The sequence below is a fragment of the Rhizobium sp. WYCCWR 11128 genome (genome assembly GCF_013416305.1).
GTDB lineage: Bacteria > Pseudomonadota > Alphaproteobacteria > Rhizobiales > Rhizobiaceae > Rhizobium > Rhizobium indicum.
In genome coordinates, this window is record NZ_JACCEZ010000001.1 from 273,069 (window position 1) to 298,017 (window position 24,949).

Here is a 24,949-nt window from a genome sequence, read left to right on the forward strand (position 1 = left end):
GCGATGCCTCGCCCTAAATTGACGGTTCACGCTACGGCCAGTTGTCTGGGGAAGCCATCGCGCCCAGCCGATCTCCCTCCTTGTGGGGGAGATGCCCGGCAGGGCAGAGGGGGGTACCCCAGGCGATGCCAGTGCAACGGGAAGGAGAGGGGGTGCCTTGCGCGATATCGCCTTCAAACCGTCACGAAATCCGTCTTCCGATAGCCCTGGATATAGAGCAGGGCGGTCAGGTCGCCGTGGTTGATGCGCATCTGCGCTTCGGCGGCAACAGCGGGCTTGGCGTGGAGGGCGACGCCGGAGCCGGCAAGGTGCAGCATGCCGAGATCGTTGGCGCCGTCGCCGACGGCGATCGCTTCTTCCGGCGAAATGCCGAGGCTTGCCGAAATTTCGTTCAGCGCATCGACTTTCGCCTGCTTGCCGAGGATCGGTTCGGCGACGAAGCCGGAGAGAATGCCGCCGTCTTCGAGCAGGGTGTTGGCGCGGTTCTCGTCGAAGCCGAGGGTGGCGGCGATGCGGCTGGTGAAGACGGTGAAGCCGCCGGAGACAAGCGCGGTGTAATGGCCTTTCGACTTCATGGTGGCGATCAGTTCCAGGCCGCCCGGGGTGAGCGTGATGCGCTTGGCGATCACCTCGTCGACGACCGATATCGGCAGCCCCTTCAGCAGGGCAACACGCTCACGCAGGGCAGGCTCGAAAGCGATCTCGCCGTTCATGGCGCGAGCAGTGATGGTCGCGACCTTCTCCTTCAGGCCGACTTCGGCGGCGAGTTCATCGATGCATTCCTGGCCGATCATCGTCGAATCCATGTCGGCGATCAGCAGCTTCTTGCGGCGGGTCTCCTGCTCCTGGATGACGAGGTCGATCGGCGCGCCTGATATGACGGCAAGGATACTGGCCTCGGCCGCTTGTGCATCGGTGCCATCGCGCAGCGCGATGTCGCAGGCAACGCCATCGGCCAGCCAGTAGAGACCGGAAGCCTTCACGGCCTCGGCCGCCTGCTCGGCGATCTCGGGTGTCAGCACGGGATTTGACGGATTGGCAACAAGCGTGGCAACGAGGGCCATGATGGAAAACCTTCTGAGCACAGTGAACGCGATCCTGATAACCGGGCCGACCGCCAGCGGCAAGTCCGCGCTCGCTGTCGAATTGGCCAAGCGTCATGACGGCGCGGTCGTCAACGCCGACAGCATGCAGGTCTACGACACGCTGCGGGTGCTGACCGCGCGCCCGTCGGTAGAGGAGATGCAGGGTGTGCCGCATTATCTCTACGGCCATGTGCCGGCGGGTGTAGCTTATTCCACAGGCGCCTGGCTGCGCGATGTCGCGACACTACTACCGGCGCTCAGGGCCGCGGGACGGCTGCCGGTCTTCGTCGGCGGCACGGGGCTTTATTTCAAGGCGCTGACCGGCGGTCTCTCCGATATGCCCGAGATACCCGAGGCGCTGCGGGAGACCCTCAGGACGCGGCTGCCGCAGGAGGGGCCGGACGGGCTCTATGCCGAGCTCGTCGAGGCCGATCCCGCCGTGGCGGCAGGTCTCAGCCGCCAGGACGGGCAGCGGATCGTCCGGGCGCTGGAGGTGATGAAGGCGACGGGACGGTCGATCGCCGAATTCCAGGGCCAGTCGGGACCGGTGATCATCGACGCCGATGAGGCCCGCAAGATCGTCGTGCTGCCGGATAGGGCGGTGCTGCATCAGCGCATCAACGGGCGTTTCGAAAAGATGCTGGAGCAAGGCGCGGAAGATGAGGTAAGGGCGCTGCTTGCGCTCGACCTGCAGGCCGAGGCGCCTGTGATGAAGGCAATCGGCGTGTCGCAGATTACGGCGATGATCAGGGGCGAGATGACGCGCGACGAGGTGCTGGAGAAGGGGGCTGCGGCGACGCGGCAATATGCCAAGCGGCAAATGACATGGTTTCGCAACCAGATGGACGATAGCTGGGAACGGCTGACGGTTTAGGCTTCAGGTCGTTGCAGGCCTCCTGCTTGAGACATCTGCAAGCTCAGCAGTTTGACGAGTTCGCCCACCGCCGCCTGCAGTTGGTCCGGCAGAAATCCGCCGAAGCCCAGCATCAGGCCGGGGCGCGCCGGCCGCGCGGCATACATTGGGGAGATCGCCCGCACGGCGAGGCCGGACGAGAGTGCGCGGGCTGCGAGTTGCACGTCGTCGACCTCCTCGGGCAGCCATAGAAGAATATGCATACCCTGGTCGCTCTGCTGGACGCGGCACCCCTCAGGCAAGGCCCGGGCGAGGGCCGAAAGCAGAACAGCGCGGCGCTCGGCATAGAGGCCGCGGATGCGTCGAATATGCGCTTCGAAATAGCCTTCCCTCATATAGGCCGCCAGAACGTGCTGTTCGGCGATCGGCGAATGCCGGTCGAGAATGGCGCGGGCGCCGGCAAAGGCTTCCGCGAGCGGAGGAGGGGCGATGACGTAGCCGAGGCGCAGGGAAGGAAAGAGCACCTTGCTGAACGTGCCGAGATAGACGACGCGTGACGGACGCAACCCTTGCATCGACGGAAACGGGTGTCCGGCATAACGCAGCTCACTGTCGTAGTCGTCCTCGACGATCCAGGCGCGATTTTGGTCGGCCCAGGCGATCAAGCCATTGCGTCGGGCCATGCTGAGCGGCATCCCGATCGGATATTGGTGCGAAGGGGTGACAAATGCGGCGCGCGCCTGTGGACAGAGCTCGAGGCCGCGTTCCACGTTCATTCCCTGTGCATCAACCGGCAGGCGGTGTGTCCGTACGCCGAGATCGTCGAGCACTGCCGTCAGGCCGGGATAGGCCGGGTCCTCGGCCCATACCGTATCGTCATGCGAGAGAAGAACACGGCCCGCCATATAGAGGCCTTGCTGAGTGCCCGATGTAACGATGACCTGTTCCGGCTCGCAATGAACGGCCCGCGCGCGCCGGACGTGGTCGGCAATGGCAAGCCTGAGTTCGAGCAAGCCCATAGGGTCGTGATAACCCGAAGGTGCGGCCTGTCGCGACGCGCGCACGCGGTTGCCGAGACGGCGCCAGCTGTCGTCGGGCGCAATGCCGCAAGCCGGGACGGCGATGGCGAAGGGAACGGGTGGGTGCGGAGTGAGCGCACGGGCAATGGCGATCAGCCGGGCAGCCGGGGAGGGCAGATCGACAGCATCCGCGGTAGTCGCCGCTGCCGGCGCAGGCGGGGGCGCCGGCGTCGCGTCCATCAGATGAGCGGCAACACGGGTTCCGGCTCCGACCCGCGCTTCGAGATAGCCTTCGGCAGTCAACTGATCGAACACTTCGACGACGGTGCCGCGCGCGATCTTCAGCGAATCCGCAAGGCTCCGCGTCGAAGGAAGGCGTTCGCCTGGCCTCAGCTCACCGCGGGCGATTGCATTCCGCAGGGCCTGCGCAAGCTGGCGGCCGACGTTAGTCGTTCGATCTATCGCGTTGAGCGACGGGATTTCGATGGTGCTGCGCCGTTTGGACATCGCAAAATGGTCCATAGAGATTCTTCAAAAATGGCGCTTCACGATGAACCAATTTTCGAGGAAAAGGAAGCAGATTGGCGGCTCTCCGATGGCGAATTCTTCGCCTTCGGGGTCGTGCAGTGCGCGGGCGCAAACTTCTGGAAAAACGCAAATGCAGGATCTTCTCGTCGTCTACATTGCCTACGCAATCGCTGCAGGCAGTCCCGGACCGAGCAATATGGCCATCATGAATGTGGCGATGCGGCAAGGGCGTCGACCGGCGCTCGCCCTTGCCGCCGGGGTTATCACGATGTCGACATGCTGGGGGCTAGTTGCGGTCACCGGCATCTCGACACTCCTCGTCCGCTATGCCCATGCCCTGCTGTTCCTTAAGATCGCAGGCGGATTGTACCTTCTCTGGCTCGCCTGGAGGGCGGCCCGCTCCGCAGCCGCCCCGGATAGGCCGGCAAGCGAGGTCGTGCGGCCTGCCGCGCAACTCGGCGCGCTCTATCGTCGCGGCGTTCTGATGCATCTCGGCAATCCGAAGGCGGTTCTGGCCTGGGTGGCGATCATGTCGCTCGGCCTCAAGCCGGGCGCTTCGCCGGAGATGGCCGTCACGGCATTCGGCGGCTGCGTGCTCTTGGGGATCTCGATATTTGCCGGCTATGCCGTGCTCTTCTCCACGGCACCGATGGTGCGCGGCTACGCCCGTGCGCGGCGGTGGATCGAGGGCAGCCTCGCCGTCTTCTTCGCGGGCGCCGGATCGCGCCTGCTGTTCTCACATTGACCGGATTTTCAGGATCGCATCATGCCTGTCGCTTCTCCGTTTCATGGTCTTTCGGCCTTTCCGCCCACGCCCGCCGATAGGGATGGCCGGGTCGACACTGAAGCCCTCGGCCGCCTGCTGGAACGCCTGTGTGATGCAGGCGTGGCTTCGATAGGCCTTCTCGGCAGCACCGGGATCTACGCCTTTCTCACACGCGAGGAGCGACGGCGAGCCGTCGAGGCTGCGGTCGAGTGCGTTCGCGGTCGTATTCCCCTGGTCGTCGGCGTCGGTGCTCTGAGGACAGACCATGCCCGGAGCCTGGCAAGGGATGCCGAGGCCGCCGGTGCAGACGCTCTTCTGCTTGCGCCGGTGTCCTACACGCCGCTGACCCAGGACGAAGCCTACGAGCATTTCCTGGCGGTCACCGAGGCGGCGAAGCTGCCGCTTTGTATCTACAACAATCCCGGTACGACCCACTTCACCTTCAGCCGGGATCTTCTGCAGCGCCTATCCGATATCGAGACGATCAGGGCCGTGAAGATGCCTCTGCCTGCTGACGGCGATTTCGCAGGCGAGCTGGCGGCATTGCGAGAGAAGACCAGGCTTGCGATCGGCTACAGCGGCGACTGGGGCGCGGCCGAAGCGCTGCTTTCAGGTGCTGACGCCTGGTACAGCGTCATCGGCGGCTTGCTTCCGCGCGTCGCCCTTGCCCTGACCAAGGCCGCAATTGCAGGCGAGGACGGCGAAGTGCGTCGGCTCGATGGTCTTCTCGAGCCGCTCTGGCAAACGTTCAAGGCGTTTGGAAGCCTTCGCGTGGTCTACACGCTGGTCGACCTTCTCTCACTCGCCAGGGCAGAGCTCCCACGCCCTCTCTTGCCGCTCGGGCCGATGGACCGGCAGCGGGTGCTCGACGCCGTCGAGCCTCTGATCGCCCTGGAGAGCGAGCTGAAGGATCAATCCTTGTTGTAGAGGCTGCTCAGCGGTTTTTTCAGGATGCTTTCGCGCAGCGACGTGCCGGGTTCCCGGCGGGAGACGGCGGGCTGGTCCGCCGGCGGTGTCGGCCGGGGAAAGACCGGCTCGTCGCGACGCATCTCACGGCGGAGCGCGTCCAGTCTGGGATCGATCGCGGGTGACGTGGCGGGGTCCAGCCGCGGTGTTTGCGGCAGCAGTTCGCGGCGGTAGGATTCGAGCGGCGCGGCGGAAGAGACGGGCGGCGTGTATTGCTTCGCGTCGAGATCCTCGTCGGCTGGATCGGCCTCGTCGAAGTCTGCCACGGACGCGGCATAGCTCTGCTGGAAATTCGAAATGTCGGGTCCGACGGTCACCGCCCGCATGCGGGTGACGATCTTGCGCAGATCGACCGTATCCGGATCTTCCTCGCTCTGCTTGCTGTTGGCGCTGCTCGCTTTAGGCAGCAGGTTCTCCTCGACGCGGGAAAAGCGCATGCGCATCGGCACGCTGATCGCCTCGCCGAAGGCGATCGCCTCGCCATTGCCGATCGAGGAGATGAAGCTCGTCGTCGAGATCGACGAGTTCGGGATGGCCGAGCGGATGATTTCCTGGTCGCGGTCGTTGGCGAGGCGCATGGCAAAGAGCGTCGAACACTGCGACAGGATCGTCTGGTCGAGCTCGCCCGGCCGCTGGGTGATGATGCCGAGCGAGACGCCGTATTTGCGGCCCTCCTTGGCAATGCGGGCGATCGCCTGGCGCGTCGGCACGAAGCCGAGGGTGGGATCGGAGGGAATATAGCGGTGAGCTTCCTCGCAGACGACAAGCATGTGGATGGCGCCGTCGCTCCACAGCGCCACCTCGAAGGCCATGCGGCAGAGCACGGAGGCGACCGAATTGACGACCTCGGAAGGAATGCCGGCAAGCTGGAAGGTGCAGATGGGCCGGTTCTCGCCGGGAATGCGGAAGATCTGCGCGATGGTGTCGGTGATCGTGTCGCTGATCGTGTTGTTGGAGAACATGAAGTGATAGCGCGGATCGTTGATCGCAGCGATGAGGCGCATCTTCAGCGACCGCAGGAAGGGCTTTTCCGAGCGGCCTTCCAGGCGGCCGATGCGCTCGTCGATCAGCGCCAGCAGATCGGCCATGCGGTAGGGAACCGGCGTATCGGCGGTAATCGAGCTTTTTTCCGTCGTCCGGCGCACCAGCGAATTATCGCTGCCGCGGAAGGCGCGCTTGGCTTCCGGCAGGATATCGCGCAACATATCGAGCTCTTCGGGCACCGGCGGGCGGCCGCGAAAGACGACTTCGGCGAACTCCTCCAGTCGCATCAGCCAGAAGGGCAGATCAAGCGTATCGGTATCGATGGTGACGGCGTGCTGAGGAAATGCGGCGGCGAATTCGTTATGCGGATCGAGGATCAAGACACGCAGCTTCGGGTCCGCCGCGATCGCTTTGTGCAGGAGCAGCGACACGGCCGTCGACTTGCCGACGCCGGTGGAACCGACGACGGCGAAATGCTTGGACAGCATCGAGGGGATATGGATCGCCGCATCGATGCTTTCGTCTTGCGTCAGCTTGCCGATGACGGCGGTCGTACCCTCGCCGGCATCGTAGATGCGCATCAGGTCTGCGGATCGGATGCGGTGCGCGATGGCGCCGAGATAGGGATAACGCGAGATGCCGGTCGAGAATTCCTCTCGCCCGTCCTCGTCGACACGGACCTCGCCGAGCAGCTCGGTCTCGATCTTGAAAATATTGTCTTCGCCTTCGCCCCAGGCATGGCTGCCGGTGTTCATCTGATAGACGAGCGCGACGACGCGGTTGCGGCCGACGCTGATCGAAATCAGCCGTCCCACGGACCAGAGTTCGGTAAGATCCGTGCCGCCCTGTTCGGCGACGGCGGCGATCGTCGCCCGGGAGCCGCTGCATGCAACCACGCGGCCGAGAAAGCGATTTCCCGGCGCATGGCCATCGCGGCGATCATGCTCGCCTGCCTTGCCAGACGTGCGCAAGTCGTTGTTGAGCAAAGGGCTACTCCATGCGGTAGCGTAGAAGAATAAAGTCGATCCTTTAACAAATCCTTCATCCTATCGATTTTCGGGGATGCAGGCGTGGGGCAGTTTTTTATTGCGGCATGCGTTGACGCTGCGAAATTTTCTGTCTATCACTTCCGACCATGAAAATCGCAACGGCTCTTATCGTGGTGGGAAAGCGCATGGGCAGGATGGTGTAACCATCCGGCAATAGCCACCCATGCGCTAGATGACAGGCTCCTCAGGGGCCTTTTTTTATGCCCGAAATCAGGGCTTCCGGCCACAAACGCAATCCCAGCATCAAACGGAACAGACAGATGAGCACGGACAATCAGGCGGCAGGCAATCGGATGACGGGAGCGGAGATCGTTCTCAAGGCGCTGAAGGACAACGGCGTCGAACATATCTTCGGCTATCCCGGCGGTGCGGTCCTGCCGATCTATGACGAGATCTTCCAGCAGGAGGACGTCAAGCACATCCTCGTCCGCCACGAGCAGGGGGCAGGCCATGCGGCCGAAGGTTACGCCCGCTCCACCGGCAAGGTCGGCGTCATGCTGGTGACCTCGGGTCCGGGCGCTACCAATGCCGTTACGCCGCTGCAGGATGCGCTGATGGATTCGATCCCGCTCGTCTGCCTGACCGGCCAGGTTCCGACCCCACTCATCGGCTCCGACGCCTTCCAGGAATGCGACACGGTCGGCATCACCCGGCCCTGCACCAAGCACAACTGGCTGGTCAAGGATGTCAACCAGCTTGCCGCCGTCATTCACGAGGCCTTCCGCATCGCCCAGTCCGGCCGTCCGGGCCCCGTCGTCGTCGATATTCCGAAAGACGTGCAGTTTGCGACCGGCACCTACACACCGCCCGCCGATTACGCGATCCAGAAGAGCTACCAGCCGAAGATCCAGGGCGACCTCAACCAGATCCATGCCGCGATCGAACTGATGGCGAATGCGCGCCGTCCGATCATCTATTCCGGCGGCGGCGTCATCAATTCCGGCCCCGAGGCTTCCAAGCTGCTGCGCGAGCTGGTCGAGCTCACCAATTTCCCGATCACCTCGACGCTGATGGGCCTCGGCGCCTATCCCGCTTCAGGCAAGAACTGGCTGAAGATGCTCGGCATGCACGGCTCCTACGAGGCCAACATGGCGATGCACGACTGCGATGTCATGGTCTGCATCGGCGCCCGCTTCGACGACCGCATCACCGGCCGTCTCAATGCCTTTTCGCCGAATTCGAAGAAGATCCATATCGATATCGATCCGTCCTCGATCAATAAGAACGTTCGGGTCGATATCGGCATCCGCGGCGATGTCGGCCATGTCCTCGAAGACATGGTCCGCCTGTGGCGGGCGCTGCCGAAGAAGCCGGAAAAGGGCCGCCTGGACGACTGGTGGACCGATATCGCCCGCTGGCGGGCACGCAACTCCTTCGCCTATACGAAGAGCAATGACGTCATCATGCCGCAATATGCGTTGGAGCGGCTCTTCGCCCACACCAAGGACCGCGATACCTACATCACCACCGAGGTCGGCCAGCACCAGATGTGGGCGGCGCAGTTCTTCGGTTTCGAGCAGCCGAACCGCTGGATGACCTCGGGCGGCCTCGGCACGATGGGCTACGGCCTGCCGGCCGCGCTCGGCGTGCAGATCGCCCATCCCGACAGCCTCGTCATCGACATTGCCGGCGACGCGTCGATCCAGATGTGCATCCAGGAAATGTCGGCGGCGATCCAGCACGATGCGCCGATCAAGATCTTCATCATGAACAACCAGTATATGGGCATGGTGCGCCAGTGGCAGCAGCTGCTGCACGGCAACCGCCTGTCGAATTCCTATACGGAGGCGATGCCCGATTTCGTCAAGCTGGCGGAAGCTTATGGCGCCGTCGGCCTGCGCTGCGAAAAGCCTGATCAGCTCGATGACACCATTCTCGAGATGATCGAGGTCAGAAAGCCGGTCATCTTCGATTGCCGCGTCGCCAATCTCGCCAATTGCTTCCCGATGATCCCCTCGGGCAAGGCCCACAACGAAATGCTGCTGCCGGACGAGGCCACCGACGAAGCGGTCGCCAATGCGATCGACGCCAAGGGCCGCGCGCTCGTCTAATAAGGGAAGGGACCAAGGACATGAACGCTCACCTACAGCCCACGGGCTCCGCTTACTTCATTTCGCCGGAAACGGCGGCCGTCGAAAGCCACACGCTTTCGGTTCTCGTCGACAACGAACCAGGGGTTCTTGCCCGGGTCATTGGCCTATTTTCCGGCCGCGGATACAATATCGAGAGCCTGACGGTCTCCGAGACCGAGCATCAGGCGCATCTTTCCCGCATCACCGTCGTCACACGCGGCACGCCGCAGGTGTTGGAGCAGATCAAGGCGCAGCTGGAACGCATCGTGCCGGTGCATCGCGTCGTCGACCTGACGGTGCGCGCCCGCGAACTCGGCCAGGACCGGCCGATCGAGCGCGAAGTGGCACTGATCAAGGTGATTGGCGAGGGCGAGATGCGCGCCGAGACCCTGCGCCTTGCCGATGCCTTCCATGCCAAGGTGGTGGATGCGACCGTCGGTCACTTCATTCTGGAGATCACCGGCAAATCGTCGAAGATCGATCAGTTCGTGGCGATCATGAAGCCGCTTGGTCTCATCGAGGTATGCCGTACCGGCATCGCGGCGATGAACCGCGGCGTGCAGGGCATGTAAGATTACAGCCCGGGCATGTAAAGATCACAGCCCGGACATCTAAGCCCGATGCTGCAATAATTGGGAAAGCCGCTGGAGATCAGAGCATCTCCAGCGGCTTTTTCTTTGTGGGTGGCGGAAAGGCGGCGTCGAGGGCATCCCAGTCGTCGTCGGTGATATCAAGCGAGACGCAGTCGCGGTTTTCTGCCGCGCGTTCGGCATTCGAGGTCTTCGGGATGACGATGACGCCATCGCGTTCCAGTAGGAAGGCGAGCGCCAGCTGGGCGGGCGTTGCCTGATAGGCCTTGGCGATGCGGATCAGTTCGGGATGGTGCAGGATGCTTCCCTGTTCGATCGGCGAATAGGCCATAACGGGAATGCCGCGGTTCTGGCACCAGGGTAGCAGATCGAATTCGATGCCGCGGCGGGAGAGATTGTAGAGCACCTGGTTGGCGGCGACATTGGCGCCGTCGGGCACGCCGAGCAGCTCCTCCATGTCGTCGGTATCGAAGTTGGAGACGCCCCAGGCGCCGATCTTGCCGGATGCCTTCAGCATTTCGAAGGCGGCGACGGTCTCTGTGAGCGGATGGTCTCCGCGCCAGTGCAGCAGATAGAGATCGATGCGATCGGTACCCAGCCGTTCGAGACTGCGCTCGCAGGCCTCGATCGTGCCTTTCAGGCTGGCATTCCAGGGATAGACCTTGCTGACGATGAAGACCTCGTCGCGCCGGCCCCTGATCGCCTGGCCGACGATCTCTTCGGCGCCACCGTCGCCGTACATTTCGGCGGTGTCGATCAGCGTCATGCCGAGATCGATGCCGGCCTTGAGGCTTTCGATCTCGGCCCTGGCATGGCCGGCATCCTCGCCCATGGCCCAGGTGCCCTGGCCGAGCGCCGGCACCTCAGTGCCGTTCGGGAATGTGATCGATGGAATCGGGTCGTCCTGCATGGTTTCTGTCCCTTCGACAGGAGATTGGGCCGGGTCGCCATCTTTCAAGTAATCCTGTCACCATGACAATGAAGTAATGGCACCGGCGGTTTAGGACAGCTATGCTGACCTAAATAACAGGCCGCGGAAAAACCGGCTTCGGGAGGTCGCATGCCGCTGGATACATTTCTCGCCCTCGTTCTCTTCGCCTTCACGACCTCGATCACGCCGGGGCCGAACAATATGATGCTCTTCGCATCGGGCGTGAATTTCGGCTTCCGCAGGACGATCCCGCATATGTTCGGCATCGGTGTCCATTTCTTCTCGCTGCTCATCGGCGTCGGCCTTGGGCTCGGGGCGCTGCTGCACACGGTGCCTATGGTCTACACAGCGCTGAAATTTGCGGGCGGCGCCTATCTCCTCTGGATCGCCTGGAAGATCGCCTCGTCGCGCTCGCTTAGCGAAGGCAGGAGCGGCGTCGAGCCGATGTCCTTCTTGGCGGCGGCGGCCTTCCAGTGGGTCAACCCGAAAGCCTGGGTGATGGCGATCACCGCGATGGCGACCTACACCAATCCGCAACTCTACCTGGTGAGCGTGCTGATCGTCGGTCTCGCTTTTGCTGCAGTCAATGTGCCCAGCGTCTCGACATGGGCCGGCTTCGGCTCGGCGCTGAGGGAATGGCTTTCCGATCCGGTGCGGCTGAAATGGTTCAATATCAGCATGGCGGTGCTGTTGGTGCTAAGCCTCTGGCCGATGCTAAAATAGAGTGATTGCCGGCTTCATGAGCATCAGCCAGAGAATGCCGATGACAGCGAAGAAGGCCGGAAAACCGCAGGCGAACCAGATGCGGTAGAGGCTGAAATAGCCCGGCGGCAGAGCTTTTCCCGCCGCTGCTGCGGCGCGGGCGATATCGCGCAGCCGGATCTGGATCCAGACGACCGGCAGCCAGAACAGGCCGATCACGACATAAAGCAGCAGCGACAGCGCAATCCATCCCTCCGACAGTTCCCAACCGATAGACCGGGCCAGCAGATAGCCGGTCACCGGCTGGAGAATGGCTGCGGTGGCGGTGAAGAGGGTGTCGGCGATGACAACCGTGCTGGCGACATGGGCGATCAGACGGGGATCGCGTGTCCGGTGCGCCATCACCATGAAGAAGGCGATGCCGGCGCCGGTGCCAAAGAGCACGGTCGCACCGATGACATGGGCAAGCAGCAGCCATTCCTCAAGCATCAGCGTTCATCCAGCGTGGCAAGTGCGGTGAGCGTCAGCAGGATCGATGGCAGCACCTTGACGAGGGGACCGAGCGGATCGAGCCAGAGTGCGGGTTCGAGCAGGCTGGCGCCGGCAAGATAGGCGAACGACACGGCCAGCATGCCGAGAAGGGCGCGTTTCGCCAGCGGGCGAAGGAGGACGGCGGCGCCGAGAACGATATCGATAAGGCAGGTTGCAAGCGTCAACGCCGTTGCTGCGGCCTCAGGCATGAACGGCAGGAAGTGAGCGGACGTCTTCTCCGGTGTCAGCAGCGGGATCAGACCGGAGAGCAGCCAGAAAACGGATAGGCCTGATATGACGAGCGGCTTCAGAAGATAGAGCCTGGCAAACCAGAGATCCTGTACGCCGGAGGGATTGGCCGAGAGCGTCGCTGCCGCGGGTGTCGTGGGAAGGCTGCTCCCTGTTTTCGAGCTCCGCACGCCTTCGGACATGACAGTCATCGCCGTCGAGCGCAGCGGCGAACGCCAACCGAGCAGTCCTGATAGATCGGCCAGCCACGTCACCGGGCTGGCAAGCCAGCGGGGGAGAGCGAACACGCGAGCGGGCGGCAGGCCGAGCCACTGGCGGTGAAGGCGGACGAGATCGGCGAGCGGCAGAACTTCGTCGGCGGCAAGATCGATATCGCCGGAGATGCCGCCGGAGACTGCCCGCGACACGGCTTCCGCCACATCGTCCACCGAAAGCGTTTCGACCGGACTTTCGGCATGGACCAGCGGCAGCACCAGGGGAAAGGCGGCAAGCGACCGCAGCAGCGCTGAGCCGCCATGGGCATTGCGGCCGAGAACGAGGGCAGGGCGCAGAATGAGATAAGCCAGACCGCTTGCAGCCAGCGCCTCGTCGGCCCGCCGCTTGGTGGCGAGGAAGGGAAGATCGCTAGCCGCTCCCGCTGTCCTTGCCGATATCTGCACGATCAGCGGGCGTGACGAGCGTTTGGCTGCGGAATAGAGCGCCAACATCGCCTCAGCCTGGGTGGCCGACAAATCGTCCGACAGGCCGTCCTGCAGGGCGCCGGCGCAATTGACGACGACATGCTGATCCTTGAGGATATCATCCCAATCCGCTGGTTTCGTCATGCGTGAGATATCTGCGCGCCGCCAGTCGATCGCCGGCTGTTTCAAACGGGCGCGTACGGGATTGCGGCCGAGCCCGGTCACGACGTGGCCTTCGGCAACGAGCCGGGCCGCGACGACGGAGCCTATGAAGCCGGTTGCGCCGAGAATCAGGATGTTCATGACAGGAGATTAGCGGAAAAGCGCATGAGACATAGAAGGGCTTGGCGGGCCTTCGGCATATGATAGAAATAGCGGGCAGTTTCGGGAGGGCTTCGCCTTGCGCGACCATGACGACGAGCACGACCACAGTCATGCCTGTGGGCACGATCACGACAATCACTATTCGGACATGCAGGCGCGCGTGAAGGCGCTGGAAACACTGCTGACGGAGAAGGGGCTGATCGATCCGGCGGCGATCGATGCGATCGTCGAGACTTACGAGACGAAGGTGGGGCCGAGAAATGGTGCGCATGTCGTCGCCAGGGCCTGGAGCGATCCGGACTTCACCGACTGGCTGAAGCGCGATGCTACGGCGGCGATATCAAGCCTCGGTTACACCGGCCGGCAGGGCGAGCATATGCGCGCCGTCTTCAACACGGCAGAGACCCATAATCTCGTCGTCTGCACGCTCTGCTCCTGTTATCCCTGGTCGGTGCTCGGCCTGCCGCCGGTCTGGTACAAGGCGCCGGCCTATCGCTCGCGCGCCGTCATCGATCCGCGCGGCGTGCTGGCCGAGTTCGGGCTGACGCTGCCGGAGGATAAGAAGATCCGCGTCTGGGATTCGACGGCGGAACTGCGTTATCTCGTCATTCCCGAGCGGCCCGAAGGGACAGAGGGAATGGACGAACAGACGCTCGCCGGCCTCGTCAGCCGCGATGCGATGATTGGCACGGCCGTTGCCCGCAAGCCGGAGAGCGCCACATGAACGGACCGCACGATCTCGGCGGGCAGATGGGCTTCGGTCCTGTCGCGCCGGAAAAGGACGAGCCCTATTTCCATGCCGAATGGGAAAAGCGGGCGCTCGGCATCACGCTTTCCTGCGGCGCTTTCGGCGCATGGAACATCGATGAAAGCCGGCATGCGCGCGAGAATATTCCGCCGGCCGATTACCTCGCCGCGAGTTATTACGAGATCTGGATCCGCGGCATCGACAAGCTGCTCGAACGGCACGGCTTTGCGACGCGCGCGGAATTGCTGTCCGGCCATGCGCAGCAGGCGGGAGCGGTTCCAAAACGGGTGCTGAAAGCGGAGATGGTGCCCGGCGTTCTGGCGAAAGGCGGCCCTTGCGATCGTCCTGCTAAGACCGCGCCGCTCTTTGCGGTCGGGGAGACGGTGAAGACGAAGAATTTCAATCCGGTCACACATACGCGCCTGCCGCGTTATGCCCGCGCCAGGACCGGAATGGTCGAGGCAGTGCAGGGTGCCTTCGTCTTTCCCGACGACAATGCGCATGGCAGGGGCGAAAATCCGCAATGGCTCTATACCATCGTCTTTGACGGCGAGGAGATATGGGGCGAGGGCGCCGATCCCACGCTGACCGTGTCGATCGATGCCTGGGAGAGCTATCTTGAGCCGGCATGAGATATCGCCGCTGACGCAATCGTCCGGGCTGCCGAGGTCGCCGGAGGGCGAGCCGGTTTTTCCCGAGCCATGGGCGGCTGAGGCTTTTGCCATGACCGTGCACCTGCACACACAAGGCCTGTTCAGCTGGAGCGAATGGGCTGAAACGCTTTCCGCACAATTGCACAAGCCTGGCCGGGCCGAAGATGGCAGCGACTATTTTGACTGCTGGGTGGCGGCACTCTCCGACCTCATCGTCGACAACGGCATCGCCGACGCGGAAACGATCCTGGCACTGCAGCAGAGCTGGCAGCGGGCGGCGGAGGCGACGCCGCATGGACGGCCGATCGAGCTCGGCAACGATCCCTCACGCTGATCCTTAGATCGGTTCAGCTGTTCACGGAAGCGCAGAACCGCTCTAACTTTTTGTTTTTTGACGTAATTCCGGACGGAAAACCGCTTTGCACTTTTCCTGGAATTGCTCTAGGACGGGAACTGCTTGTAGCACTCCTCGGCTACCTCCCGCAGCGTCTCGCGGGAGATTTCTCCGGTCACGGCATAACCGAGTTCGCCGTCGATCCAGTAGAAAGTTTCGAGATTGCCCGATGAGGCGAAACGGAAGCTCGTCGTGCGGTTCTCCGCGTTGCGGCCGACCATGACGGTCAGGCGCTCGCCGGCCTGGTTTTCATACATGAACATGGCGCCCGGTCTGCCGTCGACCGGCAGCAGCCGGCCGCCGACCAGCTTGAAGCCGAGCGGCTGCAGGTTCGGGATCTTGAGGTTCTGGATTGCCAGGCGCTTGCCGAGCCAGGTGGCGAGGTGGACCTCCTCGTTTGCAAAGACCTCGACGGGATGGCGAACCTCGGCGGCATAGACCGTAAACGCGGTCTGGGCCTGTTTCGGCAAGGTTTCGGAGCCGGCAAGCTGCAACTCCGGCTTTTCCAGAAGTGCGGGGCCATAATGACCGCTGACGGCGCCGAGCGTGAAGATGAGGAGGGCCGATGCGGCGATCGCCCAGCGTTTCGGTCCCGATGAGACGGCGCGCGGGGGGACGACGAGCACAGGATCGGTGTCCTTCGCCTTCTCATAACCGGCAAACAACGATCGGATGTCTGAATTCTGCGCCTGCCATTCGGCGACCATCGCCGCCTCGTCGGGATTGTCGGCCAGGAAGGTCTCGATGCGGGCGCGTGCCGTTTGCGGCAACTGGCCGTCGGCATAGGCGTGAAGGTCGGCTTCGGTGACGCTCGGATTGGTCTCGTTCATTTCGGTCTCCGAAGCGTAATGATGTTGTCGGCCTTCAATCGCTCGGCGACGCGCCGGCGGGCGCGCGACAGGCGCGACATGACGGTGCCGATCGGGATATCGAGCGCGACGGCGACCTCGCCATAGGTGTATCCCTCGATGACCACGAGCATCAGCACGGCGCGGTGTTCCTCCGACAGGCTGTTCAGCGCATCGTCCAGCCGGGCGCGTTCCAGCGGATCGGCCGGCGGTTCGGACGCGGCCAGATCCTCTGCGGCACCGAGCTCGACAAGGCCGTCGCGCGTTTTGCCGCGCCGGCTGTTGCGGTAGAGATTGGTCATGATGGTCAGGACCCAGCCCCGCAGGTTGAGGCCGCGCCATTGGCCGCGGCGCGTGAGAACCTTTTCGACACAATCCTGGAGCAGGTCCTCGCCATCGGCATCCGAGCGCGTCAGGCTGCGCGAATAGCGCCTGAGCGAGGGCAGGAGGGCCAGGATCTGGCCCTCGAAGGTTTCGGGTGCGGGTGTTTTCACGCCGGCAACTCGCTTGTGATCGGGGTCTTCGCGATCAAGGCTTGGCGAGATCCCAGTTGCCGCCGACGCCATCGCCGGTGATGTCGCCGGCCTTCGTGTCCTTGACCCAGAAATAGAGCGGCATGCCGTCCTTGGCCCATTGCTTCGTGCCATCTTTGCGATCGATGATCGAATATGCACCATCGGCCTTGGCGTCGCCAGCAGCCATCAGCGGCGGCCAGTTCTTGGCGCAATCGTCGTAGCAGTTGGAAACGCCCTTGGCGTCCTTCTTGAAGGTGTAGAGGGTCATGTCGTTTTCGCCGGCGAGCACCTTGCCCTTGGCGGATTCGACTTCCTTGACGGGAGGGGCGGCGAAAGCAGCGGTCGCGGCAAGGGCGGCGGCCGCCAGGACGGACAGGAATTTCACGGATGTCATGATGTCTCTCCTCAGATTGGGCACGCAATCTTGCGATGCCTGAGATGAGACACGAGGCGCGGTGGTTTTATTCCAGGCGCAGCAAAAGTTTTCATGGCGGGCGAGGTGGGTCGAAGCCCGTTTCGCCCGCGGCACGTCGCCGGACGCCTTGCCGGCTATTGCCCAGAGGCGGTCGCCGCCGCCATGTCGACCCAGACCGCTTCGAATATATGGCCATCGGGATCCTCGAAGGCACGGTTGTAGAGCCAGCCCATGTCCGTCGGCGCGCGCGGATCGGCTTTGCCGCCGGCGACTGCGGCTGCCTCGACGATAGCGTCCACGTCTTCACGGCTGTCCATCGTCAGCGCGATCAGCATCTCGCTCGCCTTCTGCGCTTCGGCAACGGGTTTCGGCGTGAAACTCGCGAAGAAATCGCGTGTCAGCAAGTGGAAGATAATGGCCTCGGACCAGACCATGTTCGACGCCTGGTGATCGCTGAACTGTTCGTTCTTGCTGCAGCCGATCGCGTCATAGAAACGGGTCGCAGCGGCAAGATCTTTCACCGGCAGGTTCACGAAGATCATCTTAGGCATTGCGGTTCTCTCCTCTTCCTTTGTCTTGTGGAGGTTGTCTTCTGAGGCGGCTTTGCCTCACACAAACTCCTGCACGATCTCGTCGCTGGCATGAACGCAGACGATTTCGAGCCGTCCGGTGCCGACATTTTCGAAACGGTGGGGAGTGTTGGCGGCCACGACGACGATATCGCCGGGAAAGGCGCGGGTCTTGGCGTCGCCTACGGTGAATTCGGCTTCACCTTTCCTGACTGCCCACGTTTCGGAATAGGGGTGGATATGCAGGTCAGGCCCTTGGCCGGGCTCATTGTCGACCAGGAAAAGCGATATCTCGCCGCCATGGTCGCGGCCTTCGAAGCGGACCGTGCGGCTCTGATCGGGTCGCGGTTCCTGGTGACGAAGAATACTGAACATCACGTGCCTCCTGCTGGTGCCATTTGCGATCACAAACTATCTTCGCGAGAAGATATATCCTCAAAACTGTCTTCCTGTCAAGATATCTTCCTCGATGCGGATGGAAGGTGTATGTCTCGGCTGTGGTGGCATATGAGGCAGAAAATGACGAATGGAACTAAAGGTGACGGCTCCTACGAGGATCATGTCGACCGGCTGCGCCGGCAATGGGCGCTGGAACTGCCCGACCTCGACACCGAGCCGATGGCGATCCTAGGCCGGGCCTTTCGGCTGTCGAACCTAGTCCGCCCGAGCATTGAGGCGACCTTTGCCGATTTTGGTCTCGACCGCGGAGAATTCGACGTGATCGCAACGCTTCGCCGTTCCGGACCGCCTTACCGACTGACCCCGACGGACATGTATTCGGCGCTGATGATCTCCTCGGGAGGCCTGACCCACAGGCTCGACCGGCTGGAGAAGGCGGGCCTGATCCGCCGGGAGAAATCGCCGCGTGACGGGCGCAGCGTATTGGTGGCATTGAGCGAGGCGGGTGCGGCACTCGCCGAAAAGGCCTTCCGCACCGACATGGCGAGCGAATCTTCGTTTCTGCAGGCTCTTGACGGAAAGGAGCGCGAGGCGCTCGCGGCGCTGCTGCGCAAGCTGATCGCCGGAATTGAAAATGAGCTGACGCAGGGAGAGGACGAGAACGGGGGCTGAGGGAGATCGGGGCCTGCATCGCCGTTCAGGCAGCAACACGCTGCTTTTGCAGCTCATTTACATCGTGCCGGTTTTCGGATATGATATGTCCTTAATTCCATCGGCAGAACCAACCATCACACGAGTTGCTGAATGATCCTGAAAAGCCAGGTCGAGTGGGCGCTTCACTGCTGCGCCATTCTCGCGGGCCTGCCAGAGGGCAGGTATCTTTCCACCAAGGCGCTCGCCGAGCTTCATGGTCTGCCGAAGGAATATCTCTCCAAAGCACTGCAGAGCCTTTCGCAGGCATCGCTGGTCGAGACCACGCTCGGTCCGAGTGGCGGCTACAGGCTTGCCAAGACCCCCTCGGATATCAACTTTCTCGAGATCGTCGAGGCGGTCGAGGGGAAGGCCCGCAGCTTCACCTGTACGAACATCCGGGCAAACAATCCCTGCCGGCCGGAAGGATATTGCGACAGCAAGCCATGCGCGGTGGCGCGCATCATGTGGGAGGCCGACGAGGCCTGGCGTGATACGCTGAGGCGCGTCCGGCTTTCCGATCTGGTCGGCACCTTGTCCGAGGAAGTGCCGGCCGACATTTGGCGGAGCACGTTCGAATGGGTGCTCAAGCGCGCCGGCTGAGCGGGAGCGCCGATCTCTACGCCTTGAAGATGGTCCTGATGGTCTTCAGGATGGCATGCGCGCTGCGGGCATGTTCCTGGGGCAAGGAGGCGCCGTTGCGGAAACGCTCGGCGCGGCTGGCGAGTTGGTCGGCGATTTCTTCCGCCAGCGCCGGGCGTTCGCTTAGCAGCGGCGCGAAGGCCTCCTGGTCGATCTCATAGGCGGTCACGGGGGTCAGAGCCTCCAGGGTGCAGACTTCCTGCATGCCGGCGAGCAGTCCGGTCTCTCCAAAAAAATCGCCCGGCGCGAGCCGTCCGCGTTCCTCGCCTGCATTCCGCGCCGCGATGATGCCGGCGCGCACCATCATCAGTGAGGGGAGCATTTCGTCCTCCCGCACGATCACATCGCCCTTGCGGAACTCCCGGGCAGTCGTGGTTTCGGCGAGCCTGCGCTTCTCATCTGATGTCAGCGTTGTAAAGACCGGAATGGCCTCGATCAGGGCAAGCGGCGTTACGCTCGGCGGCTTTGCGCTCTCTTCTGTCGGCAGATCGGCGGTCAGCACCGTCGCCGACGGCGGAATGGCCAGCAGCAGGCCGGCGGATTTGCAGTGGCGATAGACGAGATCGAGCACCTCGTTCCGTGCCGGCACCCGCTGGCTCGGGCTCGTCACCCGAAATTGCAGCTCGACCTCAAGCGCCGTAGCATCCAGCCCCTTGAGTGCTACGACCGGCGGCGGCTCGCGCACGATCGAATTGCAGCTCGCAAGCGCCGTTGCCATGACTTGGCGGACCGATGCCGGCATCCGCGTCGGGGCGATGCGGATGGTGAGGACCAGAAGATGGGTCTCGTCCGGCCGGCTGACATTCGTCAGGCCAAGCTTTGCCAGAAAACTGTTCGGCAGAACGACGACATTGTTGGCACTGGTCAGGATGTGCGTCGCGCGCCAATTGCTTTCGACGACGCGGCCCTCCGTGCCGTCGCTGAGAAGGATCCAGTCACCGATGACATATGGCCGGCCGAGGGTCAGGGCGATGCCGGAGAAGACGTCGGCGAGCGTATTCTGCAGCGCCAGACCGAGAATGATCGCGACCACGCCCGAGGTTGCGACGAGGGTTCCGATCGGCACGCCGAAGACGAAGGCCAGAACCGATAGGGCCATACCGATATAGACGACGCCGATAACCAAATCCTGGAGCAGGCGAGCCTCTCGCGGACTGCCCTCCAGCACCAGATAGAGCCTGATGAAACCGATGACGGCCCATGCCAGATGGATCCACCAGAGTGTTTTTGCGACGATGACGAGCAGGGCCCGCGGATCCTCGGACTCATATCCTTGAAACCGGTGGGGTTCGATGCCGCTGCCGACGAGGATCAGCGTCATCACTGCAAAGAAGAGGATCTGCACCACCAGCCGCGTCGTCGGCCGATGACGGGAGAGCAGATGCCAGACGACGATACCGGCGAATCCGACTGTTATCAGGGATATCAGAGGTTTGCCGAAGAGGGCGTCGTCAATCATCTCTCTGTCTCCGGGGTGCGGGCCGCACATGATTCAGCATCTCGGTCGCCGGCGCAAGCATCAGGCCTGCGCAGGCGGTATCGCATCGGCCCGAAAATCGGAACCGATTTTCGGGCCGATGCGAGGGTTGAAAGTGTTACAGAGTCCTTTGCGCGTCTGAAAAGACGCGCGGCGCTGTAATGCGGATCGTCACTTGTTGAGCGGATAGGTCAGTTCTTTCTGGTTGGTGTCGACGACGAAGACGGCGAGCAGGCGGGCGGGCTTGGTTTCGCTGCCGTTGGCGCTGACACCGTGACGATCGCCCGGCATTTCGGAGAAACTTTCTCCCGCCTGATAGACCTTGACCGGGCCGTCATTGACCTGGCTGCGGATCGCTCCTTCGAGCACGGTGGCGTAGATGAAGGCCGTGTCGGGATGGGTGTGGCCTTCGGAGAAGCCGCCCGGGCCGTATTCGACCAGCACGCCCTTGATGCTCTTGCCCGGCACGTTCGGAAGCTCGTGCTCATAGACGAGTGTCACCTTCGCAGACTCGCTGCTGTCATGGGCGCTGACGCCGGTGGCAGCCGGAAAGGCGAGGGCGGCGGCGAGGAAAAATGTTCTGATCATCGGAATCTCCATGGTTGCTGGGTCGGGGGAAGACGCGCCCGAGCGGTCGCGTCTTGAGGGCACGTCAATCATGTCGGCTGGGCGGACTTTGCGAACCACTGCTCGAAGGTGATCGAACCAAGCCGCGGGTTGTTGTCGGAAATGAGCGACTGGTCGTTCAGTCTTGCGCCGAAATATCTCGCCTCGACATCAGCCTCGGTGGTGCGCGGGTCTTTCATGGCCTTCAGATAGCGGGCGACGAGCTCGCTGAGGCGCGCCCGTTCCGGACCAGCGATCTCGAGCGTCGCGTTGGCCGGAGCAGAGAGGGCCACGTCCGCCATGGCGTCCGCCACGTCGTCGGAAGCAATCGGCTGCACATAGGCCGGCGACAGGTGGACCGTCTGGCCGACCGTTCCCGATTGGGCGATGCCGCCGAGGAATTCCATGAACTGCGTCGAATGCACGATGGTGTAGGGAATTCCCGATGCCTTGATCAGCTTTTCCTGAGCGAGTTTGCCGCGGAAATAGCCGCTTTCCTGCAGGCGCTCGGTGCCGACGACGGAGAGGGCGATATGGTGCTTGACGCCGGCGAGTTTTTCAGCAGTGAGAAGATTGCGGCCCGAGGTCTCGAAAAATTCGAGCACGGCCTTATCCTCGAAGGACGGCGAGTTGGCGAGGTCGAGCACGACTTCGGCGCCCGAGAGCGCCTCCGCCAGTCCTTCTCCCGTGATCGTGTTGACGCCGGAGTTCGGCGAGGCGGCGATCACGTCATGGCCGCGTTTGCGCAGGCGTTCGACAGTCTTCGAACCGATAAGGCCGGTTCCGCCGATGACAACGATTTTCATAGTGGATCTCCGTTCGCTGCCGTAGTGCGGCAGCGTCAAAGGTGAATCTTCTCAATGAATTGCGCGGTTTAGTTCAGGCCGGCCTTGTCGAGGCCATAGGCCTTGTCGGCCGTGCCGGGCACGGTCTTGAAGCCGACATTGACACGGTTCCAGGCATTGATCGCCATGACGACGAAGGTCAGGTCCGAGATTTCCTTTTCGGAAAGCTGGCCGCGCACCCGTTCGTAAATCTCGTCGGGAATGCCGCCTTCGGGAAGCTTGGTCAGTGCTTCGGTCCAGGCAAGGGCTGCACGCTCGCGGGGGATGAACAGGTTCGATTCCCGCCAGATGGCGACGTGGTAGATCCGCAGTTCCGTCTCGCCGTGGATCTTGGCTTGCTTCACATGCATATCGAGGCAAAAGCCGCATCCATTGATCTGCGAGGCACGGATCTCGACGAGGGCCTGCAGCTTCTCGTCGATCACACTGCTCTTCAGCGCCATGCTGAATTCCATGAATTTCTTGAAAAGCTCGGGGGACTGCTGGGCGTAGTTCAGTCGCTGGGTCATGTGTCTCTCCTTCAATTAAGGATATTAAGTATCCTTATGGATAGAAAATATCCTTAATTGCTGGACTGTAAAGCCATTCTCGCTTAGTCTGGCTGCATAAAGCCTATGCGCAAAAGTATGAGGGGCGGGGATGGATATCGTTTCGGCATTGCGGACCTTTCAACGCGTCGTGGAGACGGGTTCGTTCTCGGCGGCGGCCCACGATCTCGACGTGACGCAGCCGGCGGTCTCGCGACAGGTCGCAGCCCTCGAAGGCCATTTCAATACTCGCCTCCTGCATCGCACGACGAGCGGTCTGTCGCTGACGGCAGAGGGGGAGCGGATGCTGCCGATGGCGCTGCGGATTCTCGAAGCGGTTGAGGAGCTTGGCGATGCGGCCGGATCGGACGGAGCCATGGCCTCGGGAAAGGTCAGGCTCAGCGTTCCAGCACCACTCGGCCTCTATCTCAGCGAGCGACTCGGCGATCTTCTTGCCGCTCATCCGAAGCTCTCGGTCGATCTCATCTTCAGGGAGCAGGGCTCGGATATGATCGAGGAGCGCCTGGATCTCGAAGTGCGCTTGGGCCAGGTCGCCGACAGCAGCCTCGTCTGCCGGCGGATCGGCTGGACGACCGCCTTCCTCGTGGCATCTCCCGCCTATCTCGCGCGCAGGGCGGCTCCCCGCGCACCGAAGGAGATCAAGGACCATGAATGCCTGTGCTACAACAGGGCAGGCGAGGCCAATAGCTGGTCCTTCTCGAACGGTTCGGAAGACATATCGGTCCGGATCTCACCGCGGCTGACCGCCTGCAATGCCGTCGCCATTCACCGGGCAGCCCTTGCTGGAGCGGGTCTTGCCGTGCTTTCGCACATCATCGCGATGCCCGATATTGCCGCCGGCCGGCTGGTCCCCGTGATGAAGGATTTCCAGCCGAGCCGGCTGCCGGTGACCGTCGTCTATCCCTCGCGGCGCAACATGCCGCTGCGCGTCAAGACGGTTCTGGATTTTCTCACCGAGGCTATGGGGCAGGACCCGTCGATGTGCGCGAGCGGCGCGGACCGGCAGTGGAACTGATGATCGTCCGGCCGGGCGATTTGCCGTTTTCCGCCTTGCCTAAAGCCCGCGAATCCTGCCAAGTCCTGCGATCATGCAATTTGCGCCGCAACAAGATGAAGCCCTGAAGGCTGTTTCGAAATGGCTGAAGGAAGGGCGCTCGCCGCTCTTTCGCCTGTTCGGCTATGCCGGAACGGGAAAGACGACGCTTGCCAAGCATTTTGCCGAAAATGTCGATGGCGACGTGTTGTTTGCCGCCTTCACCGGCAAGGCGGCGCAGGTGCTGCGCTCGCGGGGCGCCTCCAACGCCCGGACGATCCATTCGTTGATCTACCGGCCGCGCGGCGAGGAGGCGGTGGAAGACGAGGAAACAGGCAAGACCTCGATCGCGCCGATGTTTTCGATCAACCGGCAAAGCCCGGTCGCGAAGGCGGCGCTGATCATCGTCGACGAATGCTCGATGGTGGACGAGGCGCTTGGCAAGGATCTAATGAGCTTCGGCACGCCGATCCTGGTGCTCGGCGATCCCGGCCAGCTGCCGCCGGTGACCGGCGGCGGCTACTTCACCAATCAGGATCCGGACTACCTGCTCACCGATATCCACCGGCAGGCGCGCGACAATCCGATCATCAAGCTTGCCATGCAGGTGCGCGAAGGCAACGAGGTGATGTACGGCGATTACGGCACGGCCAAGGTGATCTCGAAGAACGAGGTGACGCAGCAGCTGGTGCTCGATGCCGACCAGGTGCTCGTCGGTACCAACCGCACGCGGCGGCGTTACAATCAGCGCCTTCGCGAGCTGAAAGGCTTCAATGCCGATTATCCGCAGACCGGCGACAAGCTCGTCTGCCTGCGGAATGATCCGGCTAAGGGCTTGCTCAACGGTTCGCTCTGGCAGGTGATGACCTCGTCGAAGGAAACGACGAAACCCGGCATCAATCTGCTCGTCCGCCCTGAGGATGACGACATGGACCGGGGAGCGGCCAAGATCAAACTGCTGAAGCAGGCCTTCGAGGATGTCGAGGGCGAGATTCCCTGGAACACCCGCAAACGCTACGACGAGTTCGACTTCGGCTATGCGCTGACCGTTCACAAGGCGCAGGGTTCGCAATGGAACGATGTCGTGCTCTTCGACGAGAGCTGGGCGTTTCGCGATACCCGGGAACGCTGGCTCTATACAGCAATCACGCGCGCGGCGGAGACGCTGACGATCGTCCGCTGATCCCAGTCGCACCCGCGATTAGGTCGCATTCCCGATCTGGAATGGTGAGGAAGAA

General features: G+C 62.6%; 28 protein-coding genes. 13 read left to right on the forward strand and 15 right to left on the reverse strand.

The genetic code is table 11. The features are described from left to right. Positions 1-173 precede the first annotated feature (173 nt). Complete coding sequence (serB, locus tag HX898_RS01295) at positions 174-1,064, reverse strand: phosphoserine phosphatase SerB (protein WP_180193765.1); 891 nt, start codon at positions 1,062-1,064, stop codon at positions 174-176. Here serB and miaA point away from each other — a divergent pair. Continuing rightward, entirely contained in the window at positions 1,063-1,959 is an 897-nt protein-coding gene (gene miaA, locus HX898_RS01300) for a tRNA (adenosine(37)-N6)-dimethylallyltransferase MiaA (protein ID WP_180193766.1), read from the forward strand. The genes serB and miaA overlap by 2 nt on opposite strands. On the opposite strand, the gene HX898_RS01305 is transcribed toward miaA, so the two are convergent. Continuing rightward, positions 1,956-3,464 carry a PLP-dependent aminotransferase family protein gene (locus tag HX898_RS01305; RefSeq protein ID WP_180193767.1) on the reverse strand — a complete coding sequence of 503 codons (1,509 nt, stop codon included), beginning with the start codon at positions 3,462-3,464 and terminating at the stop codon, positions 1,956-1,958. The genes miaA and HX898_RS01305 overlap by 4 nt on opposite strands. 151 nt (positions 3,465-3,615) lie before the next feature. On the opposite strand from HX898_RS01305, the gene HX898_RS01310 reads away from it, so the two are divergent. Beyond that, the gene (locus HX898_RS01310) at positions 3,616-4,230 is read left to right on the forward strand and encodes a LysE family translocator (protein ID WP_180193768.1); all 615 of its coding nucleotides are present in this window, start codon (positions 3,616-3,618) and stop codon (positions 4,228-4,230) included. Between the two features lie 21 nt (positions 4,231-4,251). After that, the gene (locus HX898_RS01315; protein ID WP_180193769.1) at positions 4,252-5,178 is read left to right on the forward strand and encodes a dihydrodipicolinate synthase family protein; all 927 of its coding nucleotides are present in this window, start codon (positions 4,252-4,254) and stop codon (positions 5,176-5,178) included. Here HX898_RS01315 and HX898_RS01320 read toward each other — a convergent pair. Next, entirely contained in the window at positions 5,163-7,187 is a 2,025-nt protein-coding gene (locus tag HX898_RS01320) for an ATP-binding protein (protein WP_180193770.1), read from the reverse strand. The genes HX898_RS01315 and HX898_RS01320 overlap by 16 nt on opposite strands. A 323-nt stretch (positions 7,188-7,510) precedes the next feature. On the opposite strand from HX898_RS01320, the gene HX898_RS01325 reads away from it, so the two are divergent. After that, complete coding sequence (locus HX898_RS01325) at positions 7,511-9,301, forward strand: acetolactate synthase 3 large subunit (protein ID WP_180193771.1); 1,791 nt, start codon at positions 7,511-7,513, stop codon at positions 9,299-9,301. A 20-nt stretch (positions 9,302-9,321) separates the two neighbouring features. Beyond that, positions 9,322-9,894 carry an acetolactate synthase small subunit gene (gene ilvN, locus HX898_RS01330; RefSeq protein ID WP_003541288.1) on the forward strand — a complete coding sequence of 191 codons (573 nt, stop codon included), beginning with the start codon at positions 9,322-9,324 and terminating at the stop codon, positions 9,892-9,894. Positions 9,895-9,973: 79 nt separating this feature from the next. On the opposite strand, the gene HX898_RS01335 is transcribed toward ilvN, so the two are convergent. Beyond that, positions 9,974-10,822: an aldo/keto reductase gene (locus HX898_RS01335; RefSeq protein ID WP_180193772.1), complete on the reverse strand. Its 849-nt coding sequence runs from the start codon at positions 10,820-10,822 to the stop codon at positions 9,974-9,976. A gap of 150 nt (positions 10,823-10,972) precedes the next feature. On the opposite strand from HX898_RS01335, the gene HX898_RS01340 reads away from it, so the two are divergent. Continuing rightward, entirely contained in the window at positions 10,973-11,566 is a 594-nt protein-coding gene (locus HX898_RS01340; RefSeq protein WP_180193773.1) for a LysE family translocator, read from the forward strand. On the opposite strand, the gene HX898_RS01345 is transcribed toward HX898_RS01340, so the two are convergent. After that, complete coding sequence (locus HX898_RS01345; RefSeq protein WP_180193774.1) at positions 11,558-12,034, reverse strand: DUF2269 domain-containing protein; 477 nt, start codon at positions 12,032-12,034, stop codon at positions 11,558-11,560. The genes HX898_RS01340 and HX898_RS01345 overlap by 9 nt on opposite strands. Beyond that, positions 12,034-13,308: an SDR family oxidoreductase gene (locus tag HX898_RS01350; protein ID WP_180193775.1), complete on the reverse strand. Its 1,275-nt coding sequence runs from the start codon at positions 13,306-13,308 to the stop codon at positions 12,034-12,036. The genes HX898_RS01345 and HX898_RS01350 overlap by 1 nt, the downstream gene beginning before the upstream one ends. A gap of 97 nt (positions 13,309-13,405) precedes the next feature. On the opposite strand from HX898_RS01350, the gene nthA reads away from it, so the two are divergent. The 3 genes from nthA to HX898_RS01365 are packed head-to-tail and all read left to right on the forward strand — an operon-like array spanning position 13,406 to position 15,064. Next, complete coding sequence (nthA, locus tag HX898_RS01355; RefSeq protein ID WP_138387177.1) at positions 13,406-14,053, forward strand: nitrile hydratase subunit alpha; 648 nt, start codon at positions 13,406-13,408, stop codon at positions 14,051-14,053. Next, on the forward strand, positions 14,050-14,709 hold the full coding sequence (gene nthB, locus HX898_RS01360; RefSeq protein ID WP_138387178.1) for a nitrile hydratase subunit beta: 660 nt from the start codon (positions 14,050-14,052) through the stop codon (positions 14,707-14,709). Before nthA ends, nthB begins: the two co-directional genes overlap by 4 nt. Next, positions 14,696-15,064 (forward strand): nitrile hydratase accessory protein, encoded by a 369-nt coding sequence (locus HX898_RS01365; RefSeq protein ID WP_138387179.1) that lies wholly within the window; start codon positions 14,696-14,698, stop codon positions 15,062-15,064. The genes nthB and HX898_RS01365 overlap by 14 nt, the downstream gene beginning before the upstream one ends. A 107-nt stretch (positions 15,065-15,171) precedes the next feature. Here HX898_RS01365 and HX898_RS01370 read toward each other — a convergent pair whose 3' ends face one another. The 5 genes from HX898_RS01370 to HX898_RS01390 form a co-directional block, all read right to left on the reverse strand. Then, positions 15,172-15,954, reverse strand: a complete 783-nt coding sequence (locus HX898_RS01370; protein ID WP_180193776.1) for an anti-sigma factor — start codon at positions 15,952-15,954, stop codon at positions 15,172-15,174. After that, positions 15,951-16,466 carry an RNA polymerase sigma factor gene (locus tag HX898_RS01375; RefSeq protein WP_138330569.1) on the reverse strand — a complete coding sequence of 172 codons (516 nt, stop codon included), beginning with the start codon at positions 16,464-16,466 and terminating at the stop codon, positions 15,951-15,953. Before HX898_RS01375 ends, HX898_RS01370 begins: the two co-directional genes overlap by 4 nt. A 34-nt stretch (positions 16,467-16,500) precedes the next feature. Continuing rightward, positions 16,501-16,881 carry a hypothetical protein gene (locus tag HX898_RS01380; protein ID WP_138330570.1) on the reverse strand — a complete coding sequence of 127 codons (381 nt, stop codon included), beginning with the start codon at positions 16,879-16,881 and terminating at the stop codon, positions 16,501-16,503. A 155-nt stretch (positions 16,882-17,036) separates the two neighbouring features. After that, positions 17,037-17,453 (reverse strand): VOC family protein, encoded by a 417-nt coding sequence (locus HX898_RS01385; RefSeq protein WP_138387181.1) that lies wholly within the window; start codon positions 17,451-17,453, stop codon positions 17,037-17,039. A 57-nt stretch (positions 17,454-17,510) separates the two neighbouring features. After that, positions 17,511-17,846, reverse strand: a complete 336-nt coding sequence (locus tag HX898_RS01390; RefSeq protein ID WP_180193777.1) for a cupin domain-containing protein — start codon at positions 17,844-17,846, stop codon at positions 17,511-17,513. Between the two features lie 144 nt (positions 17,847-17,990). On the opposite strand from HX898_RS01390, the gene HX898_RS01395 reads away from it, so the two are divergent. Together HX898_RS01395 and HX898_RS01400 are read left to right on the forward strand one after the other, a co-directional pair. Next, positions 17,991-18,542, forward strand: a complete 552-nt coding sequence (locus HX898_RS01395; RefSeq protein WP_138387183.1) for a MarR family transcriptional regulator — start codon at positions 17,991-17,993, stop codon at positions 18,540-18,542. Positions 18,543-18,674: 132 nt separating this feature from the next. Next, positions 18,675-19,163: an Rrf2 family transcriptional regulator gene (locus tag HX898_RS01400; protein ID WP_012758212.1), complete on the forward strand. Its 489-nt coding sequence runs from the start codon at positions 18,675-18,677 to the stop codon at positions 19,161-19,163. A gap of 16 nt (positions 19,164-19,179) precedes the next feature. Here the strand turns inward: HX898_RS01400 and HX898_RS01405 are convergent, their stop codons facing one another. The 4 genes from HX898_RS01405 to HX898_RS01420 all read right to left on the reverse strand — a co-directional run bounded on the left by HX898_RS01405 (position 19,180) and on the right by HX898_RS01420 (position 22,639). Continuing rightward, a complete protein-coding gene (locus tag HX898_RS01405; protein ID WP_180193778.1) occupies positions 19,180-20,661 on the reverse strand; it encodes a mechanosensitive ion channel family protein in 1,482 nt (493 codons plus the stop codon). Between the two features lie 189 nt (positions 20,662-20,850). Next, complete coding sequence (locus HX898_RS01410) at positions 20,851-21,267, reverse strand: cupin domain-containing protein (protein WP_138387186.1); 417 nt, start codon at positions 21,265-21,267, stop codon at positions 20,851-20,853. Between the two features lie 68 nt (positions 21,268-21,335). After that, entirely contained in the window at positions 21,336-22,091 is a 756-nt protein-coding gene (locus HX898_RS01415; protein WP_180193779.1) for an SDR family oxidoreductase, read from the reverse strand. Positions 22,092-22,159: 68 nt separating this feature from the next. Beyond that, positions 22,160-22,639, reverse strand: a complete 480-nt coding sequence (locus HX898_RS01420; protein ID WP_171603999.1) for a carboxymuconolactone decarboxylase family protein — start codon at positions 22,637-22,639, stop codon at positions 22,160-22,162. A gap of 130 nt (positions 22,640-22,769) precedes the next feature. On the opposite strand from HX898_RS01420, the gene HX898_RS01425 reads away from it, so the two are divergent. Both HX898_RS01425 and HX898_RS01430 read left to right on the forward strand, forming a co-directional pair. Further along, a complete protein-coding gene (locus HX898_RS01425) occupies positions 22,770-23,693 on the forward strand; it encodes a LysR family transcriptional regulator (RefSeq protein WP_180193780.1) in 924 nt (307 codons plus the stop codon). Positions 23,694-23,766: 73 nt separating this feature from the next. Next, positions 23,767-24,894, forward strand: coding sequence for an ATP-dependent RecD-like DNA helicase (locus tag HX898_RS01430; protein WP_003560862.1), 1,128 nt, complete (start codon positions 23,767-23,769; stop codon positions 24,892-24,894). Positions 24,895-24,949 lie beyond the last annotated feature (55 nt).

Coding starts and splice junctions, on each gene's coding strand:
- HX898_RS01385 (WP_138387181.1), bottom strand. CDS start 17,453: ATGCCTAAGATGATCTTCGTGAACCTGCCGGTGAAAGATCTTGCCGCT.
- HX898_RS01370 (WP_180193776.1), bottom strand. CDS start 15,954: ATGAACGAGACCAATCCGAGCGTCACCGAAGCCGACCTTCACGCCTAT.
- HX898_RS01335 (WP_180193772.1), bottom strand. CDS start 10,822: ATGCAGGACGACCCGATTCCATCGATCACATTCCCGAACGGCACTGAG.
- HX898_RS01305 (WP_180193767.1), bottom strand. CDS start 3,464: ATGTCCAAACGGCGCAGCACCATCGAAATCCCGTCGCTCAACGCGATA.
- HX898_RS01325 (WP_180193771.1), top strand. CDS start 7,511: ATGAGCACGGACAATCAGGCGGCAGGCAATCGGATGACGGGAGCGGAG.
- HX898_RS01400 (WP_012758212.1), top strand. CDS start 18,675: ATGATCCTGAAAAGCCAGGTCGAGTGGGCGCTTCACTGCTGCGCCATT.
- HX898_RS01380 (WP_138330570.1), bottom strand. CDS start 16,881: ATGACATCCGTGAAATTCCTGTCCGTCCTGGCGGCCGCCGCCCTTGCC.
- HX898_RS01340 (WP_180193773.1), top strand. CDS start 10,973: ATGCCGCTGGATACATTTCTCGCCCTCGTTCTCTTCGCCTTCACGACC.
- serB (WP_180193765.1), bottom strand. CDS start 1,064: ATGGCCCTCGTTGCCACGCTTGTTGCCAATCCGTCAAATCCCGTGCTG.
- HX898_RS01315 (WP_180193769.1), top strand. CDS start 4,252: ATGCCTGTCGCTTCTCCGTTTCATGGTCTTTCGGCCTTTCCGCCCACG.
- nthB (WP_138387178.1), top strand. CDS start 14,050: ATGAACGGACCGCACGATCTCGGCGGGCAGATGGGCTTCGGTCCTGTC.
- HX898_RS01415 (WP_180193779.1), bottom strand. CDS start 22,091: ATGAAAATCGTTGTCATCGGCGGAACCGGCCTTATCGGTTCGAAGACT.
- ilvN (WP_003541288.1), top strand. CDS start 9,322: ATGAACGCTCACCTACAGCCCACGGGCTCCGCTTACTTCATTTCGCCG.
- HX898_RS01410 (WP_138387186.1), bottom strand. CDS start 21,267: ATGATCAGAACATTTTTCCTCGCCGCCGCCCTCGCCTTTCCGGCTGCC.
- HX898_RS01345 (WP_180193774.1), bottom strand. CDS start 12,034: ATGCTTGAGGAATGGCTGCTGCTTGCCCATGTCATCGGTGCGACCGTG.
- HX898_RS01310 (WP_180193768.1), top strand. CDS start 3,616: ATGCAGGATCTTCTCGTCGTCTACATTGCCTACGCAATCGCTGCAGGC.
- HX898_RS01390 (WP_180193777.1), bottom strand. CDS start 17,846: ATGTTCAGTATTCTTCGTCACCAGGAACCGCGACCCGATCAGAGCCGC.
- HX898_RS01425 (WP_180193780.1), top strand. CDS start 22,770: ATGGATATCGTTTCGGCATTGCGGACCTTTCAACGCGTCGTGGAGACG.
- HX898_RS01420 (WP_171603999.1), bottom strand. CDS start 22,639: ATGACCCAGCGACTGAACTACGCCCAGCAGTCCCCCGAGCTTTTCAAG.
- HX898_RS01350 (WP_180193775.1), bottom strand. CDS start 13,308: ATGAACATCCTGATTCTCGGCGCAACCGGCTTCATAGGCTCCGTCGTC.
- HX898_RS01430 (WP_003560862.1), top strand. CDS start 23,767: ATGCAATTTGCGCCGCAACAAGATGAAGCCCTGAAGGCTGTTTCGAAA.
- HX898_RS01405 (WP_180193778.1), bottom strand. CDS start 20,661: ATGATTGACGACGCCCTCTTCGGCAAACCTCTGATATCCCTGATAACA.
- miaA (WP_180193766.1), top strand. CDS start 1,063: ATGATGGAAAACCTTCTGAGCACAGTGAACGCGATCCTGATAACCGGG.
- HX898_RS01395 (WP_138387183.1), top strand. CDS start 17,991: ATGACGAATGGAACTAAAGGTGACGGCTCCTACGAGGATCATGTCGAC.